Source organism: Paraburkholderia sp. SIMBA_053, assembly GCF_046534895.1.
Lineage (GTDB): Bacteria > Pseudomonadota > Gammaproteobacteria > Burkholderiales > Burkholderiaceae > Paraburkholderia > Paraburkholderia caledonica.
The window spans coordinates 228,269-242,973 of the sequence record NZ_JAWRXU010000008.1 but is presented as its reverse complement, the minus strand read 5'-3'; the positions used below and the strand labels follow the sequence as shown (position 1 = coordinate 242,973).

The 14,705-nt window shown below is 60.8% G+C and carries 13 protein-coding genes and 3 pseudogenes; 3 read left to right on the top strand and 13 right to left on the bottom strand.

Annotated features, from left to right (window positions below):
* Positions 1-78: 78 nt before the first annotated feature.
* Both SB753_RS23710 and SB753_RS23705 read right to left on the bottom strand, forming a co-directional pair.
* Positions 79-783 (bottom strand): substrate-binding domain-containing protein, encoded by a 705-nt coding sequence (locus SB753_RS23710; protein ID WP_410802107.1) that lies wholly within the window; start codon positions 781-783, stop codon positions 79-81.
* A 333-nt stretch (positions 784-1,116) separates the two neighbouring features.
* Complete coding sequence (locus tag SB753_RS23705) at positions 1,117-2,142, bottom strand: IS110 family transposase (RefSeq protein WP_408284871.1); 1,026 nt, start codon at positions 2,140-2,142, stop codon at positions 1,117-1,119.
* Between SB753_RS23705 and SB753_RS23700 the strand changes: the two genes are divergently transcribed.
* Positions 2,141-2,602, top strand: coding sequence for a group II intron maturase-specific domain-containing protein (locus SB753_RS23700; protein WP_410802105.1), 462 nt, complete (start codon positions 2,141-2,143; stop codon positions 2,600-2,602). The two genes, SB753_RS23705 and SB753_RS23700, sit on opposite strands and share 2 nt — an antisense overlap.
* A gap of 320 nt (positions 2,603-2,922) precedes the next feature.
* Here SB753_RS23700 and SB753_RS23695 read toward each other — a convergent pair whose 3' ends face one another.
* From SB753_RS23695 to SB753_RS23665, 7 genes are all read right to left on the bottom strand, one after another.
* Positions 2,923-3,693, bottom strand: coding sequence for an alpha/beta hydrolase (locus SB753_RS23695; protein ID WP_408414529.1), 771 nt, complete (start codon positions 3,691-3,693; stop codon positions 2,923-2,925).
* Positions 3,694-3,858: 165 nt separating this feature from the next.
* Positions 3,859-5,262, bottom strand: a complete 1,404-nt coding sequence (locus tag SB753_RS23690) for an NAD-dependent succinate-semialdehyde dehydrogenase (RefSeq protein WP_408414526.1) — start codon at positions 5,260-5,262, stop codon at positions 3,859-3,861.
* Positions 5,263-5,360: 98 nt separating this feature from the next.
* Positions 5,361-6,167: a helix-turn-helix transcriptional regulator gene (locus tag SB753_RS23685; RefSeq protein ID WP_175166351.1), complete on the bottom strand. Its 807-nt coding sequence runs from the start codon at positions 6,165-6,167 to the stop codon at positions 5,361-5,363.
* Positions 6,168-6,562: 395 nt separating this feature from the next.
* Entirely contained in the window at positions 6,563-6,712 is a 150-nt protein-coding gene (locus tag SB753_RS23680) for an SDR family NAD(P)-dependent oxidoreductase (protein ID WP_408414523.1), read from the bottom strand.
* On the bottom strand, positions 6,709-7,866 hold the full coding sequence (locus SB753_RS23675) for an alkene reductase (RefSeq protein WP_408414520.1): 1,158 nt from the start codon (positions 7,864-7,866) through the stop codon (positions 6,709-6,711). The genes SB753_RS23680 and SB753_RS23675 overlap by 4 nt, the downstream gene beginning before the upstream one ends.
* A 153-nt stretch (positions 7,867-8,019) precedes the next feature.
* Positions 8,020-8,709, bottom strand: coding sequence for a type 1 glutamine amidotransferase domain-containing protein (locus SB753_RS23670; protein WP_408414517.1), 690 nt, complete (start codon positions 8,707-8,709; stop codon positions 8,020-8,022).
* 149 nt (positions 8,710-8,858) lie between these two features.
* Positions 8,859-9,164, bottom strand: coding sequence for a DUF4148 domain-containing protein (locus tag SB753_RS23665; RefSeq protein WP_408414514.1), 306 nt, complete (start codon positions 9,162-9,164; stop codon positions 8,859-8,861).
* A 385-nt stretch (positions 9,165-9,549) separates the two neighbouring features.
* On the opposite strand from SB753_RS23665, the pseudogene SB753_RS23660 reads away from it, so the two are divergent.
* Positions 9,550-9,852: pseudogene (locus SB753_RS23660) on the top strand (5'/3'-nucleotidase SurE); the annotation flags it as partial.
* Between the two features lie 51 nt (positions 9,853-9,903).
* Here SB753_RS23660 and SB753_RS23655 read toward each other — a convergent pair.
* Together SB753_RS23655 and SB753_RS23650 are read right to left on the bottom strand one after the other, a co-directional pair.
* Positions 9,904-10,362, bottom strand: a pseudogene (locus SB753_RS23655) (ISKra4 family transposase); the annotation flags it as partial.
* A 69-nt stretch (positions 10,363-10,431) separates the two neighbouring features.
* Complete coding sequence (locus tag SB753_RS23650) at positions 10,432-11,223, bottom strand: IS6 family transposase (protein WP_408414511.1); 792 nt, start codon at positions 11,221-11,223, stop codon at positions 10,432-10,434.
* Between SB753_RS23650 and SB753_RS23645 the strand changes: the two genes are divergently transcribed.
* Positions 11,222-12,361 (top strand): IS110 family transposase, encoded by a 1,140-nt coding sequence (locus tag SB753_RS23645; RefSeq protein ID WP_408414508.1) that lies wholly within the window; start codon positions 11,222-11,224, stop codon positions 12,359-12,361. The genes SB753_RS23650 and SB753_RS23645 overlap by 2 nt on opposite strands.
* Positions 12,362-12,624: 263 nt before the next feature.
* On the opposite strand, the pseudogene SB753_RS23640 reads toward SB753_RS23645, so the two are convergent.
* Together SB753_RS23640 and SB753_RS23635 are read right to left on the bottom strand one after the other, a co-directional pair.
* A pseudogene (locus SB753_RS23640) lies at positions 12,625-12,699 on the bottom strand (IS6 family transposase); the annotation flags it as partial.
* 854 nt (positions 12,700-13,553) lie between these two features.
* Entirely contained in the window at positions 13,554-14,651 is a 1,098-nt protein-coding gene (locus SB753_RS23635) for an MraY family glycosyltransferase (RefSeq protein WP_020069860.1), read from the bottom strand.
* Positions 14,652-14,705: the final 54 nt, after the last annotated feature.

The window sequence follows — 14,705 nt, the reverse complement described above, 5'->3', positions numbered from 1 at the left end:
GGCGAACGGCAGTTCCTGGCCGTTCCCTGAAATCCGGCCGTCACCTGGTTCCACGGCGGGGAGGGCTCACAGCTTCGCTCAGTTCGACGTCTTCGGCGTTAGCGGTTCGAGCCCGGTCCCCTCAATGGCGGGGGCCGCGTCCGACGATGACAGAAAACGGATCAGGGCCGCTGCGCCAGCTGGATTTTTGGCATTGGCAGAGATGCCTCCGGAAAACGCGGTGTACCTTTGGACCTCCGCGGGCAAATTGCCGACCACCGTCACCCCGTCCACCGGTAACAGTTCGACGATCTGCTGAAATCCGATCTCCGCCTCGCCGTTCGCGACGACATTGGCGACCCGCTCCGACGGGATCATGCGGCTCTTGCTCGCCACCTGCTCCTGGATACCGAGACGCCGGAATAGTTCGCTGCCGATATAGACGCCATTGGCGTCGTCCGGATAGACGATCGACTTCGCGGCGAGCAGCGCGCGCCGCAGTGCGTCAACCGAGCTGATATCCGGCTTCGGCGCCCCCTCGCGAGCCGCGATGCCAATTGCCGAGCGTGCGAAGTCCACCTTGCTGCCAGACACGACCTTGCCAGCGTTGACCTGATCGTCGAGTGCATAGCCGACCACGATCAGCACGTCTGCCCATTCGCCGCGCGCGAGTCGCACAGGGATGGCATTCGCGGCCGTGCCCACCGCAGGCGCCCAGACAGTGACCAGCGTCTCGCCGGCCGCCTGCTCGAATTGTGGACCCAGTGCGCGATAGGCTGACGCAAACGCGCCCGAAATCAACACCTTAACTTCATCTGCCGAGGGCGCGACGCTGCCGAACAATGCGCCCGTGACGCAGAGTACGAGTACATGAATCTATGGTCGCCCCCGTTTTTGCAACGCTGATTTTTGACGTAGTAGTTGGCTTGCTCGAATCTATACGGCGTCGTTGTGGGGAATCTTCCCCGCGCCACGATGAGAGTCGCGCCCGATAATCCTAAAAACTACCGCGGCTTTAAAAAGCCGGTTCATGTATCAGGTTCTTTATCAGGCCGTTATGCCGTTCACGTCATCAAATTTCAGCGATCGCAAAACCAGTTGGGTGAATTCGGTGAAGCACGAAGTGTAGTGACCAGATCAGGCTGACATAGTTGTCGAGCCGGGTTCAAACACCGTGTGATGGGCTGCCAGTGCCCAGGCTGTGCGGGCAAACTTGTTGGCCAGCGCGCATGCGACAACGCTGGAATGTCGTCGCGTGAGCATCGATTTTACCCACTCTGCCAGCCGACCGGTCTGCCGGTCGAGGCGTTGCATATAGGCCCTTGCGCATTGAACTAGCAGACGTCGAATAGTTTTGTTTCCACGCTTGCTTATACCAAGCAGGTTGGCCCGACCACCGGTGCTGTACTGACGAGGGACGAGTCCGATTGATGCGGCAAAGTCCCGACTGCCACCGTATTGCTTGCCGTCGCCCATCTCGGCGGACAGCAGGCTGGCAGTGATGGGGCCAACTCCCGGGATTGTCATCAGGCGGGTGCCGAGGTCGTCCTCGGCAAGCTGGCGCCCCATTTCTTTGTCCAACTCGGCGATTTGCTCGCTAAGGTACTTGAAGTGGGCATGTAAGCGTTCAATGATGCTTACCATTCTTGGTGGCAACGAATGCTCTGACAGAACGACAGGCAAACGTGCAATGACAGCTTTGCCCACTGGCAGGCTGACACCAAACTCAAGTAGGAAACCGTGGATTTGATTTACCGTTTTTACCCGATCTTGAACGAAAGACTCACGAACGCGGTGTAACGCGGAAAGCGTCTGTTGTGCTTCAGTCTTCGGCGTGACGAATCGCATGGCGGGCCGCGCTGCTGCTTCGCAGATAGCCTCGGCGTCAACGAAGTCGTTCTTGTTACTCTTCACAAATGGTTTGACGAACTGCGGTGAAATGAGTTTAACCGTGTGCCCTAGCGCCCCGAGCGTGCGTGCCATATGATGCGATCCCGCACACGCTTCCATCACCACAGTGCAAGCTTTGGCTGTCGCGAAGAATTCGAGTAATTGCTTGCGCGTTACTTTTTTCCGAAGCGTCTGTGTGCCAGTGCGGCTCTGGCCGTGCAGATGAAAGGAATGCTTCCCTAGGTCGATTCCGACCAGCGTCGTATCGTGCATGATGGCCTCTTCGGTAGAAAGACCCCATAAGCGTAACCGTTCAGGGTGGGGGCGACCATCTCATTACTACCTCCAGGTAGTCCAAGTTTTCGTCCGCACCTCCAGTGGGTCAGTTTTATGCGCGTATCAACATCTCATGGGGCTGCGGAATAAAATCCGGGCCTTGACCAGGCGTAACCGGGGTGACTCGATCGCGGACACCATTGCCTCGATCAATCCACTCCTGCGTGGCTGGTTCGGCTATTTCCAGCATGCCCATCGATACACCTTCTCGTCCGTCGATGGCTTTGTTCGTCGCTGTCTGCGAGCGATCCTGCGCCGACAGCTTCATCGGCCGAGTCAGGGTCGCTGTCTTCGCGATCACATGCGCTGGCCAAATGCCTTCTTCGCTAATCTTGGGCTGTTCACGATGTCCGAAGCCCTTGGACTGGCGCGCCAATCCCGAAGTCGAAACAACTGACTGGAGAGCCCGTCGCGGGAAAACTGCACACCGCGTTCGGAGGGAGGGGACGGCGATCGCCGTTTCCTACCCCTATCCGTTGGCCGGTTGCCGAAGATCGCTCGTGACGCGCACGCATCGCCGGCGACGTCGGCTCTAACTTTCGGACGTGACTCCTATCCAGAGAAGAGAAGGAAGAAGAGGAGGAAAGGAGGAGAAGGGCGATTCTACGCCCGACGGCCGCGTCACTTGATAGAAGAGAAGCGGTCGTCGGTCGGCCGCTGCGTCCTGGCACGCGGCTCGTCCAGCGTACCTACGCACCAGTAGCCGACCCGATCCCCTCAGCGGCTGCCCGTCGCAGTGGCCGCCCGCTCGATCACCCCGACGACGTCTGCCGGATGCGACAGATACGCGACATGGCTCGACGGAACCTCCACGACCGTGCTCTTCGCGCGGCTCGCCATCCAACGTTCGAGATCGGGATTGACGGTTCGGTCCTGAGTCGCCACGACGGCCCAGCTCGGCTTCGTTTTCCATGCCGGCTGGCTCACCGGCGCGGTGAACGACTCATGCGCCGGCATGACCTGCGAACTCGCCATGAATGCGGCCTCCGCGGCGGGTACATCAGCAGCGAAGTCGGCTCTGAAGTGCTCTGCGTCGAAGTAGAGGTGGCCATCGTCGGTTGCCTTGATGGCTTTTGTCGCGGCCGGCATTTTGGTCGTCAGGTCCTTGAGGCTTTCGCCAGCGTCCGGTTCGAACGCGGCGATGTAGACGAGGGCCGCCACGCGCGCATTGTTGCCCGCCTCGGTAATCACCGCTCCACCATAACTATGGCCGACGAGGATTGTCGGGCCGTCCTGCGCATCGACGATACGCGTAGTCGCGGCGACGTCTTCCTTGAACGACGTCTCCGGCTCCTGAACCACCGAGACTTTATAGCCGTCCCGCGTGAGGATCTTCGACACGGCTTGCCAGCCCGAGCCGTCGGCGAAATAGCCGTGAACCAGGACGATGTTCTTGACAGGTGCGGCTTCAGCGAACTGCGTGGCGAATGCGCTGGCGCCAATGGCCAAGGCTGCGGCAAAACGGCGAATGTTGTTGATGGTTTTCATTTTCGACTCCAAAAGCTAACGATGATTGGACAATTGGTTGCAATGGTTCAGCTTGCAGGCTGCCGCTGATGACCCGTTGGACTACGGGTCATGCGAAAGCCGGCAGGAATGTCTTGGATGCCTTAACGATACGCGAGGTGATCGGGCGAACCGGGGAACGTCGGATCAATCGACGGTCTTGGCCCACACCGCCTGAGCGTTGGTGAACTCGCGCAGACCGAAGTGCGACAGTTCACGGCCGTATCCGCTCTTCTTGACCCCGCCCACCGGAATGCGCGGATTTGAAGCGGAGAAGCCGTTGATAAAGACGCCGCCCGTTTCGAGCCGGCGCGCGATTCGCTGCGCACGGGCGACGTCGCTCGTCCACAGGCTGCCGCCGAGACCGTAGTCGCTCGTGTTGGCAAGTTCGATAGCGTGCTCGGGGTCGTCGGCAACGGTGATTGCGGCGACCGGGCCAAAGGTTTCTTCGTCGAAAGCAGCCATGCCGGGGGCGACATCCGCGAGCACGGTCGGCTCGTAGTAATTCCCGGCGCCTTCCACCTTGCTACCGCCGAGCAGCAGCGCCGCGCCTGCTTCGATGGTGCGTTGCACTTGGCCGTGCAGCTCGTCGCGCAAGTCGGCGCGCGCCATCGGCCCGATGGTGCTTGCCGGATCGTGCGGATCGCCCGCCACGACCTGACGCGCGGCGGCCACGAACTTGCGCGTGAACTCTTGCGCAACGGGCCGCTCGACAATGAACCGCTTGGCCGCGAGACAGACCTGGCCGGCGTTTTGAAAGCGAGCCTCGATGGCCGCTTTCACGGCCAGTTCGACGTTCGCATCGGCCAATACGATGAAGGCGTCGGCGCCGCCGAGTTCCAGCAGCGTCTTCTTCAACGCGCGGCCCGCCGTGGATGCGACGGCGGACCCGGCCCGCATGCTGCCGGTTAGCGTAACGGCGGCAACGCGCGGATCTTCGATCACGTGGGCCACGGTCTCATTATCGGAATTGAGGTTGGCGAAGAGTCCGACTGGAAAGCCGGCGGCTTCATAAGCGTCCTGCAACGCGTACGCCGAGCCCATCACATTGGCTGCATGCTTGAGGATGAAGCCGTTGCCCGAGAGCATGATCGGACCCGATGCCCGAATCACCTGCCACAATGGGAAATTCCATGGCATCACGGCAAGAATGGAGCCAATCGGCAGATAAGAGACATGCACCTGATCGTCGCCTTCGACGGGCGCCGGTTCGTCGGCGAGGAAAGCGGGACCATGCTCTGCGATCCAGTCTATCGCGCTGGCGCACTTGGCAATTTCGGCTCGCGAGGCGGCGAGCGTCTTGCCCATCTCCTGAGTAATCAGCGCGGCCAACGCTTCCGAGCGCTCGCGCAACGTCGCCGACAAGCGGCGGTAAGTTGCCACGCGCACAGCCATGGGCGTCGCGCGCCACAGCCGGTAGGCCGCGGCATTGTCCTCCAGCATGCGCTCGACTTCGCCGGCGGTCTGAAATGGATAGTGTGCGATGAACTCGCCGGTTGCGGGATTGCGCGACGTTGCGCCGATGGCGGTGGGGAGGTTCAGGTTCGACATGTTTGCCTGGATTGAGTGAAGTGACGAGCAGCGGGAAAGTTGCTGCAGTGGTGCCACTCTATGCAAACCGGGGCAGGTCAAGAAGGCGTCTTGTGATCCTATGAGTCGGACTCACTGGCAGAGTGCCGGGGAATGTAAGTCACGAGCGACAGGTCCGGTCTGCCGGTGGGCGTCAACGCAACGTAAGTGAATTCGATGTGGCCGCCAGCTGGATGACGAAGCCGTTTGTCGCCTTCATCAAAACCTTTGACCTCGGTGTCCTGCCACCAGTCGCTGAACTCGGGGCTCAGTTCCGTGAGCTCGTCGATGAGGCTATCGAACTGCGTCTTGTCCGGCGCCTGCGCGCGTGCGGCGCGAAATGCGGAGATCATGCCGCGCGTCATCTGCTCCCAGTCGAGAATCAGCGTGCGATAGGGCTTGTAAAGAAACAGCAGGCGCAAGGTATTGCGCTCGTGCGGCTCCAGCGATCCATAGTCGACGAACAGGTCGGCAATGGCATCGTTCCACGCGAGAATGTCGAGCCGCGTGTTGCGGACATACGCCGGAACGTTGATCGAGCGAACCAGTCGTTCGAGGCCTTCGGTGACGCCGCTGCCGGTTGCTACCTGCGAAAGCTCGCGCGATGAAAGCGCGAACAGATGTGCCGACTCCACGGTGTCGAGCTTGAGCACGCGCGAGATTCGGCGCAGCGCATCAGCGGACGGTTGAATGTCGCGGCCCTGTTCCAGCCAGGTGTACCAGCTGACGCTGACGCCCGCGAGGACGGCGACCTCTTCGCGGCGCAGGCCGGGCGTACGGCGGGGGCCGTCGGGCAGGCCGAATTCGGCAGGTTGCAGGCGGCCGCGGCGGCTTGAAAGAAACGCGCCAAGTTCGCGTCGCTGCTCGGCAGAGGGTCTTCTGGACATAGTGTCTCGGTTAACGGCGAATGGGCAGCGGGAGGACGTGCCGGGCATCGTCGCGAGGCAGCTTACGACCAGCCAACTGACAGCCCGAGCATGCCTGGCTCGACCGGGAATGCGAACACTATCACGGCAAAATGTCCAGGTTGTGCCACGACGACTAGCGGCGCTTCATACGAACGCGTCGTAACCGCTCTCGTATGAAGCGCCGCATTTGCGTGATGGCCACGCACAATGTCTTGCGCGTGGTCCTGTCGCTGGAAAGTGTGAGTCAGCGTTCGCTCAGAAATCCTGGCTCGTGCGACGAAGCACGATCTCGTTGATGTCGACGTCGTCGGGCCGCTCGATCGCATAGGCGATGGCCCGCGCGCACGCTTTGGCGGCGCCGCCCTCGGCTACGATTACCGCGACGACCTCGTCGAGCTTATCTTTGCGACGCGCCGCACGGCCACTTTTGCACCGCTGGCCACGAGGCGTCGAGCCACTGCGGCGCCAATGCCCGTGCTGCCACCCGTGACCAGGACGACCTTCCCTTCGATTCCCTTGCTCATGCGATCACCTCGTCTGCTTGAACGGATAACGATTCCGTGTATGCCGGATAGTCCGTGAGTCCTTCGTCCCCGCCGCCATACAGCGTGGCGGGATTCACGGCATTGAGTGGCCAGCCGTTGGCGATGCGCTCAGGCAGATCTGGATTCGCGATGTACGGGCGGCCGAATGCAATCAGGTCCGCAAGGTTCGCTTCGATCAGGCGCGCGCCGCGCTCGGCCGTGTAGCGACCCGCATAGATGATGCGGCCGCTGAACACCCGGCGGACTTCCTCGCGAAACGCCGCTGGCAGATCCGGTGCGTTATCCCAGTCGGCCTCCGCTATTGACACATAGGCCGCACCGGCAGCTTCCAGCACCTTGATTGCCTCGATATACGTGTGATGAGGATCGTCTTCGACGAGGCCGATGTACACGCGATCCTGATCGGTGCTCGTGAACAACGGCGTGAAGCGCACGCCTAGCCGTTCAGGCCCGACCACCGCGGCGACCGCCCCGACGATCTCGCGCAGAAAGCGCAAGCGGTTGTGCAGCGAGCCGCCGTACTCGTCCTCACGCTTGTTTGAGTGTGCGGAGATGAACTGATTCACGAGGTAGCCATTGGCCGCGTGAATCTCGACGCCATCGAAGCCCGCGCGCAGCGCGTTCTGCGCTGCCTTTGCGTAGAGGCCGACCAACTCGCGGATCTCAGCGACGCTTAGCTCGCGTGGCACCGATGGTTCGACCAGCGTGCCGGTGCCAGAGCCCGTCTCGATGAACGCCTTCACCTTCTGTGCCGCGATCGACGAGGGCGCAACCGGCGCTGCGCCGCGCGGCTGCAACGCGGTATGCGAGACGCGGCCCACATGCCACAGCTGCGCGAAGATCACGCCGCCTTCACCGTGTATTGCGTCGGTCACGCGAGCCCAGCCTTCGACCTGTTCGTCGCTGTAGATGCCGGGTGTCCACGCGTAGCCCTGACCGCGCGGTTCTATCTGTGCTCCCTCGCTGATCATGAAGCCCGCGCCGGCGCGCTGGCGGTAATAGAGCGCGCTCAATGCGGTCGGTATGTCGCCGGGCTGGGCGGCTCTCTGGCGCGTCAGCGGCGGCAGCACGATACGGTTGCGCAAGATGTGCTGTCCGAGCTGGAGCGGAATGAAGAGTGAAGGGTATTTCATGTCTTTTTCGCTCGCGAATGAACCCAGGTCGCGCTTTGCGACGGGCTGGGCAGAGCCGGCTGCGCGCGATCCTGCGCGATCAGCAAACTGGCTCTCTGGTGAAAACGCCGCGCGCTTGCTCAAAAGCAACGGGCGTCGGCAGACAGGCGGCTTTTATTGCGCGGCGAGCGACGGGTGCTTCATCAGAATGGCAGCAGCGGAGGACGACGAAGCTGGGTTTTGTCCGGTAATGAGCAGCCCGTCGGTGACTACATACGGAGCCCAGTCGACGGTCTTCGAATAAATGCCGCCGTTGGCCTTGAGTTCGTCTTCAACGAGGAACGGCACGATCCCGGTGAGGCCCACCGCGCCTTCTTCCGAATTCGTGAAGCCGGTGACTTGTTTGCCCTCGACGAGCGGCTTGCCATCCGCCGTGGTGACGTGGCGCAGTACGCCCGGTGCATGACACACGAGTGCAACGGGTTTGCCGGCGGCGATGAACGACTGAATCAGCGCGATCGAATGCGGGTCTTCGGCCAGGTCCCACAACGGGCCATGGCCGCCGGGATAGAACACCGTGTCGAAGTCCGCCTGGGAGACGCTGTCGAGGCGCATGGTTGCCGCGAGTTGCGCTTTGGCCGCCGCGTCGTTTTCAAAGCGGTGTGTCTGGTCGGTCTGATTGGCCGGCTCGTTGCTTTTCGGATCGAGCGGCGGCTGGCCCCCCTGCGGCGAGGCCAGCACGATCTCGGCGCCCGCGTCCTTGAACGTGTAGTAAGGCGCAGCGAGTTCTTCCAGCCAGAAGCCGGTCTTGCGGCCTGTGTTGCCCAATTGATCGTGCGAGGTCAAAACCATCAGTACTTTCATGTCGTTCTCCAATGCGTGATAGGTGAGTTGTGAATTGCCAGCAACGCTGTCATGACGACACGGCTATGTAGTCAGTGCTTCGCCTCTGCAATCGGTTAGGGCGCAGCAAGGTCCGTTCATTTCGCCGTGACATCGTTCGCGGCGTTGAATCAACGGCCGGAATACGGAGACCGGACGCCGTTGATCGCCGGTGCGCCACTGGCGGAGGAACCGCTACTTACACCGCCGAAGCCGCGCGCGGACTTTTCCTCCGCAGCCACACGTGCAGTGGCGGCCTCGATTTGAGCCGGATAAAACGCTTGATCGCCTTGGCCAGCAAGGTATCCAGCCTTCTGGAGTTGCACCAGTTCATGGCGAACCTGCGCACGGGTGACCTGATCATGCGACTGAGCGAACGATGCTGCGGGGATGGCAAGGGCGGCGGCGACTGCAACAGCATTGATGAGCGATTTCATGACTTCTTCCAAAGGTTGTCGTTGAGTAAAGTGGCGAAGTAACTGTGCTTGCAGCAGCGGGACAGAAGGAAAGCTGCTGCAGTGGTGTCACTTTAAGCAAACGAAACCGAGGGAAGAAGGCGTCTTGTGATCCTATGAGTGAGGGTCACAGGCAGAAGCATCGTGGAGTTAGAACGCAAGCCACGAGCAGCAGGATCGGCTCGCCGCAAGCGTTCCTTTCAAGTGCTCGTGTAGTTGTAGCTGACGACCGCGTGGTCCACGCTATCCCAGTCGTGCGTCCGTGCCAATCGTGCGAATGTTGATCGATTGGGCGGTCCGCCTATCGTCGCCGTGTCTGTAATGATAGGTCGATACCTTTCACCACCGACCGAAGGAGCCACTCGGGATGTCCGTTATTGAACCCATCGTTCAACGTGTGTTACTCGCCAACGACGACTGCATCGACGCGCCTGGCCTCGCCGCGCTCGAAGCCGTCGCCGCAGACATTGCGCACGAAGTCTGGATCGTCGCACCCGTACACGACCAGAGCGGAACGTCGCATTCCATAAGCCTGCATTCGCCGCTGCGCATTTCGCGTCAGGGGCAGTGGCGCTTCGACGTGCAATGCAAGCCCGGCGATTGCGTCGTAATCGCGGCGCGTCATCTGATGAAGGCCGCGCCACCCACGCTCGTTTTGTCGGGCATCAATTGTTGATGTTCGTTAATTCTGGGAGCGGACGAAAAGTGGGGGAGTGTTCGTTCAACGTCGAACCGCCTCGGGAGATCTGAAGTGCGGATACCGGTCTCGAAAGCAGCTTTCCAATCTTCCATCAAGCAGCTTGACGCGGGTCTGTAGCAGATAGTGAGCTCTCCCTTCATGGACCAGCGCATTTGATGCCGCTTTGAGAGACGACGATTGATCAAATGATTCATGATGGACTCTGCTGACGCCGACGACACCCGGCGTCCTTCCATTCTGGCGCGCTGATAGTCGACAAGATCCTTTCTGTTATGCTCAAGGAATGTGCGCAGACGGACGGGACGGTTGCGCGATACGCTGTACCGGAAGCATGCTGATAGAAGAAAGTCAGTTCTTCCGCAGCGATTGCCAAAGAGGTGGCCAGTGTGCGGAGCATCTCGATTGCCGTGTCGGCCCAACCGCGCCAAAGTGCGTCGCGCACCCTGGCGAGAGGCGCTCTGATCGCCGCATGATCTCAGGTCGCCCGGATAAATAGGGCGTTGTCAACTTGCCGAGCGTGAGACGGCACGACGACGGGCGTGACGACTATCAGAAAGAGGTCGACGGATTTTGGGCGTGTTCGGCAAATTCACGCCATGCCACGAACTGAACTGCGAGTTGCTTGCGATAGAGTGAAGCGCGCAACAGATGCCGCTTGAGCGCGAAATGTTGCCGTATCGGCCCGAAGCACGAGAGAAATTTCTGTGTGCGTTTGAGGTCACGAAAGCCGCGCATGCGACGCTCGCGTTCGCGCGTCGGCTGGTGGCTATTCTCCGCGCGGTTGTTCAGTCGGGCCGCCGCTTTGACGAACACGTGCTTCACGTTCGCAAGTTTCGGGATCTCAGCTTTTGCTGCCGGATTGCTGCGTAACTGATCGGTGACGATCTTGCGCGACACCGGGTTCGATCGCATCACACGCTTGAAGAAACGTTTGGCCGCATCTTTATCGCCCCGCTTTTGCAGCAAGATGTCGAGTTCGGCGTCATGCTCGTCGACCGCACGCCACAGCAGGAACGGTTCGCCCCGCAGCGTGACGAACATCTCGTCAAGATGCCATGTGCTACCCGGCTTGCGGCGCGCCGCTTTCACCCGGTGAGCAAAGGCCTCGCCGAATTTGTCGCACCAGCATCGGACGGTCTCGTAGGTCACAACCACGCCGCGCTCGAAATGCAGGTCCTCGATGTCGCGCAGGCTCAACTGAAAGCGGAAGGCAGTATGACTTTGCGTGAGGCAGGGGCTGGCCCGCCGTGGGGAAACTGAACGCGGGTTAGCATTGCTGTCAGAGCCGCACGGGCGTGGACTGGGCCATGCCCCGGCGATTTCCTCCACGGAGGCCAGCATGCGAAACGATAGCACGGTGTACGTTGGACTGGATCTTCACAAGGACTCGATCACGGGCGCCTACGCGATCGACGCGGGCGAGGTCGAACTGCTGGACAAGACCGGTACGACCGGGGCCGACATCGATCGCCTGTGCACACGCCTGCAATCCAAGGCGCCGCACGTGCGCGTCGTGTACGAGGCAGGTCCATGTGGTTACGGGCTGTACCGTCAGCTCGTCCAGAAGGGCTTCGACTGCATGGTCTGCGCACCTTCACTGATCCCGCGCAAGCCGGGCGAGCGCGTAAAGACCGACCGGCGTGATGCCATCAAGCTGGCGCGCTCGCTGCGCGCCGACGACCTGTCGGCCGTGTACGTGCCCGGCATTGAAGACGAGGCATTCCGGGATCTCGCCCGCGCGTGGGCGGCCGCCCGCGAGGATCTGCGACGTGCACGGCATCGATTGAAGTCGTTCCTGCTCGCACATGGCGTCCGTTATACCGGTAGCGCAAACTGGGGCGAGGCGCACCGTCGCTGGCTGGGCCGCTGTTCGTTTCCCAGCGCCTGGCAGCACCTTGCCTTTGACGAACACCGGCGCACGATCGAGGACCGGCTTGCGCAGTGCGCCCGTCTCGAAACAGCCCTACGCGAAGCGGTGATCTCCTGGCGCTTCTATCCGGTAGTGCTGGCCCTGCAGGCCATGCGGGGCGTCCAGTTCGTTACCGCCGTCGGGATGATTTCAGAAGTGGGCGACCTGTCCCGCTTCGAACACCCGCGTCAGCTGATGGCCTGGCTCGGCGTAACGCCATCCGAGCATTCATCTGGAGGCAAACGCCGCCAGGGCAGCATTACCAAAACCGGCAACAGCTACGCCCGAAGACTGCTGGTCGAAGCGGCGTGGAGCTACCGCCATCCTGCCCGCGTCAGTCCGGAAATCCAGGTCCGTCTCGAAGGTCTGCCCAAGGCCATCATCGACCGCGCATGGGACGCCCAGGTGCGGCTGTGCCGACGATTCCGCCGGCTGACCGCGCGAGGCAAGCCCATCAACATCACGGTCGTGGCTATTGCCCGCGAACTGGCGGCGTTCATCTGGGACATCAGTCGACTGGCCATGGCGCTTGCAATACCTCGCATCAAACCGCCCGCGGCCTGTGTGTGATTTCCCGAACAACGGAAGGAGTTTCCTGAAGGCGGCGCAGCCCGGCATCCGAGCAACCCGCGATGGTATTACGCAACGGGCATCACCAACTTGCGGCGGAAGTTAGCGGCAGGCTCATGAGGCGGACCTCTGTAATGCGGTATCCAACCCGCGGATGTCAGTGTGATCCACCGTCGAGACTTACTGCTGCGCCGCCCTCAGGAAATTCATGCGTCGATGCAACCTAGAAACCAATTTCGCGTTTGACACGCAAAGTCATATCAATACCAGCGCACAGCGCAAGTGATGACCTCGGCTGGAAATCGGTGACCGTGATAAAGCGATTTCGATTTCTTCATCGCGCCATCTTACATGACCGACCTGACAACCTGACAACGCCCCTGAACCATCTCGACGCCATACCCTTGGACTCCGGCATAGCCTCTTTATCTTTGCAGGTAGCACTGCGAACGCAAGCCAGCGCGCGATTCGGCAAACTCGATCCCACGCCGATGCTTTCGAAAAGTCATGTTGCTTGCGTTGGCATGCCCCCGGGTAGGCTAGAAATCGCATTGGGTCATCGCGAAAATTCGCACTCGCCGGCGCGCGACTGAACACAGCGGGCCGGCGTGCCCGCCAAGCGAAGTCCGCCGGGACTCCATGTCACGGTCGGGTCAGCGAGTCTCTTAGCCTTAAGCTGACGCAGTGTTGCGAGATGGCTCACGACCCAAGCGCCGCACAGCGATAGGGTTGCGCTCGATGTGATAACCCACTCGCGGCCCGAAGCGTTAGCTTGCTGAAGTCGTCGCAGCATTCTCGACGCATTTTTAGGGCTTCATCGCCAGCTTCGGTAGTGACGATGGCAAACCGTTCCCCTGCGCAAATCCCACGCCAAATCTTGGGGATGATCGACATGAAGCAGCTCGGAAGACGGCAGGCAATCCGAGCTGCTTGCATCTGCACTGTCCGCTGGAGCTGTCCTCAATCATGCAATCTTCGCGTTCCGGTTGCGAACGTAAGGCAGCAAGATGTTCCGCAGCACTCAATTTCCCACATAGCCGCGGACATTATGACAGACTCCATAATCGTCAGCTGGCATAGTGCCTTTCACTCTCCGCTGTGATTTCCAGTTGAGACGCTTTTCCCGCGGCGCCGGGTTCAGGAGTCAAAATTGTCGCCGCATCACTGCTCGTGCTTCCTAACGGTGGCTTGATTACTTCCCTTTCCTCACCACCATCCACCGCGGCGACTTAAACCGGACAATGCTCACATAGAGCCACACGTAGGTCGCCGCGAACACCACCACGAAGCAGAACAGATGCAGCGTATGCCGCCAGAACAACGTGGCGGGCACGACCGCGATCAGACATAGCAGCCACAAATAAGGCGACGTCAGCGAATTGCGCCGCGTCAGTTCGCGTGCGGTACGCGCGCCGACCGCCCAACGCATCAGCCGCTTATAGACCAGCATGTGCAGATGCACGCCATCCGGAATGCCGGGCGACATGCCGCGAATGAACTTCTTTCGATAAATCGAGAAACACGTCTCGAAGATCGGGTACATGAAGAGCAGTACCGGATACCACGCGGACACGTCGCGGTTGCGCATGACCAGCATGATCGACAGTTCGGCAAGCATGAAGCCGATGAAATAGGCGCCGCCGTCGCCGAGAAAAATCAGCCCCGCCGGGAAGTTCCAGATAAAGAAGCCGAGCACCGCGCCCATCATCATGAACGACGCCGACAGCACGATCGGATCGTGCACCTGGAAAGCGACATAAGCGAGCGACGCAAACATCATGAACGCCACCATCGACGCAAGGCCGTTGAAGCCGTCGATGATATTGATCGCGTTCGCAAGCGCCGCCACCGCGAGCACTGTGACCGCGCACGAGATCACCGCATACGAGAGCAGGAAGTCGAGCGGCGGCACGCTGATGCGCGTGACCGCAATGTCCAGCAGAAAATACGCAAGCGCCGCTGCCGCCATCGTGCAGACGAGGCGCGCGAGCGGCGACACACGCTTGGTCAGGTCCTCGACGAGACCCGAGCCGAAGGCCGGCATGCCGCACGCAATGAGCCCGAGGATGCCGCCCGATACTGCCGGGTAGGCATAGCGCAGTTGCACGGCCGAAACGATCAGCCCGACGAGAATTCCCGTTCCGCCGATGCGCGGTACGGGGCGCACGTGAAACTTCTGTACGCCGGCCAGATCGGTGTCGGTCGAAAATTTTTCATGCAGATGCGCATAGCGCACGATCAACAGCGTGATCAGCAGTGAAACGATAAAGCCGAGCGCAAAACTAAGCATGAAAGTGGGCCTGAGCGAAGACGCCGAATTATACAAACGAAACGCGAGACGCCC

What these genes read in the sequence shown, in the direction of transcription:
- SB753_RS23705 (WP_408284871.1), bottom strand. Translation starts at nt 2,142, where the DNA reads ATGCACGATACGACGCTGGTCGGAATCGACCTAGGGAAGCATTCCTTT.
- SB753_RS23685 (WP_175166351.1), bottom strand. Translation starts at nt 6,167, where the DNA reads ATGTCCAGAAGACCCTCTGCCGAGCAGCGACGCGAACTTGGCGCGTTT.
- SB753_RS23635 (WP_020069860.1), bottom strand. Translation starts at nt 14,651, where the DNA reads ATGCTTAGTTTTGCGCTCGGCTTTATCGTTTCACTGCTGATCACGCTG.
- SB753_RS23645 (WP_408414508.1), top strand. Translation starts at nt 11,222, where the DNA reads ATGCGAAACGATAGCACGGTGTACGTTGGACTGGATCTTCACAAGGAC.
- SB753_RS23675 (WP_408414520.1), bottom strand. Translation starts at nt 7,866, where the DNA reads ATGAAATACCCTTCACTCTTCATTCCGCTCCAGCTCGGACAGCACATC.
- SB753_RS23650 (WP_408414511.1), bottom strand. Translation starts at nt 11,223, where the DNA reads ATGCTGGCCTCCGTGGAGGAAATCGCCGGGGCATGGCCCAGTCCACGC.
- SB753_RS23695 (WP_408414529.1), bottom strand. Translation starts at nt 3,693, where the DNA reads ATGAAAACCATCAACAACATTCGCCGTTTTGCCGCAGCCTTGGCCATT.
- SB753_RS23665 (WP_408414514.1), bottom strand. Translation starts at nt 9,164, where the DNA reads ATGAAATCGCTCATCAATGCTGTTGCAGTCGCCGCCGCCCTTGCCATC.
- SB753_RS23690 (WP_408414526.1), bottom strand. Translation starts at nt 5,262, where the DNA reads ATGTCGAACCTGAACCTCCCCACCGCCATCGGCGCAACGTCGCGCAAT.
- SB753_RS23670 (WP_408414517.1), bottom strand. Translation starts at nt 8,709, where the DNA reads ATGAAAGTACTGATGGTTTTGACCTCGCACGATCAATTGGGCAACACA.
- SB753_RS23700 (WP_410802105.1), top strand. Translation starts at nt 2,141, where the DNA reads ATGATGGCCTCTTCGGTAGAAAGACCCCATAAGCGTAACCGTTCAGGG.
- SB753_RS23680 (WP_408414523.1), bottom strand. Translation starts at nt 6,712, where the DNA reads ATGAGCAAGGGAATCGAAGGGAAGGTCGTCCTGGTCACGGGTGGCAGC.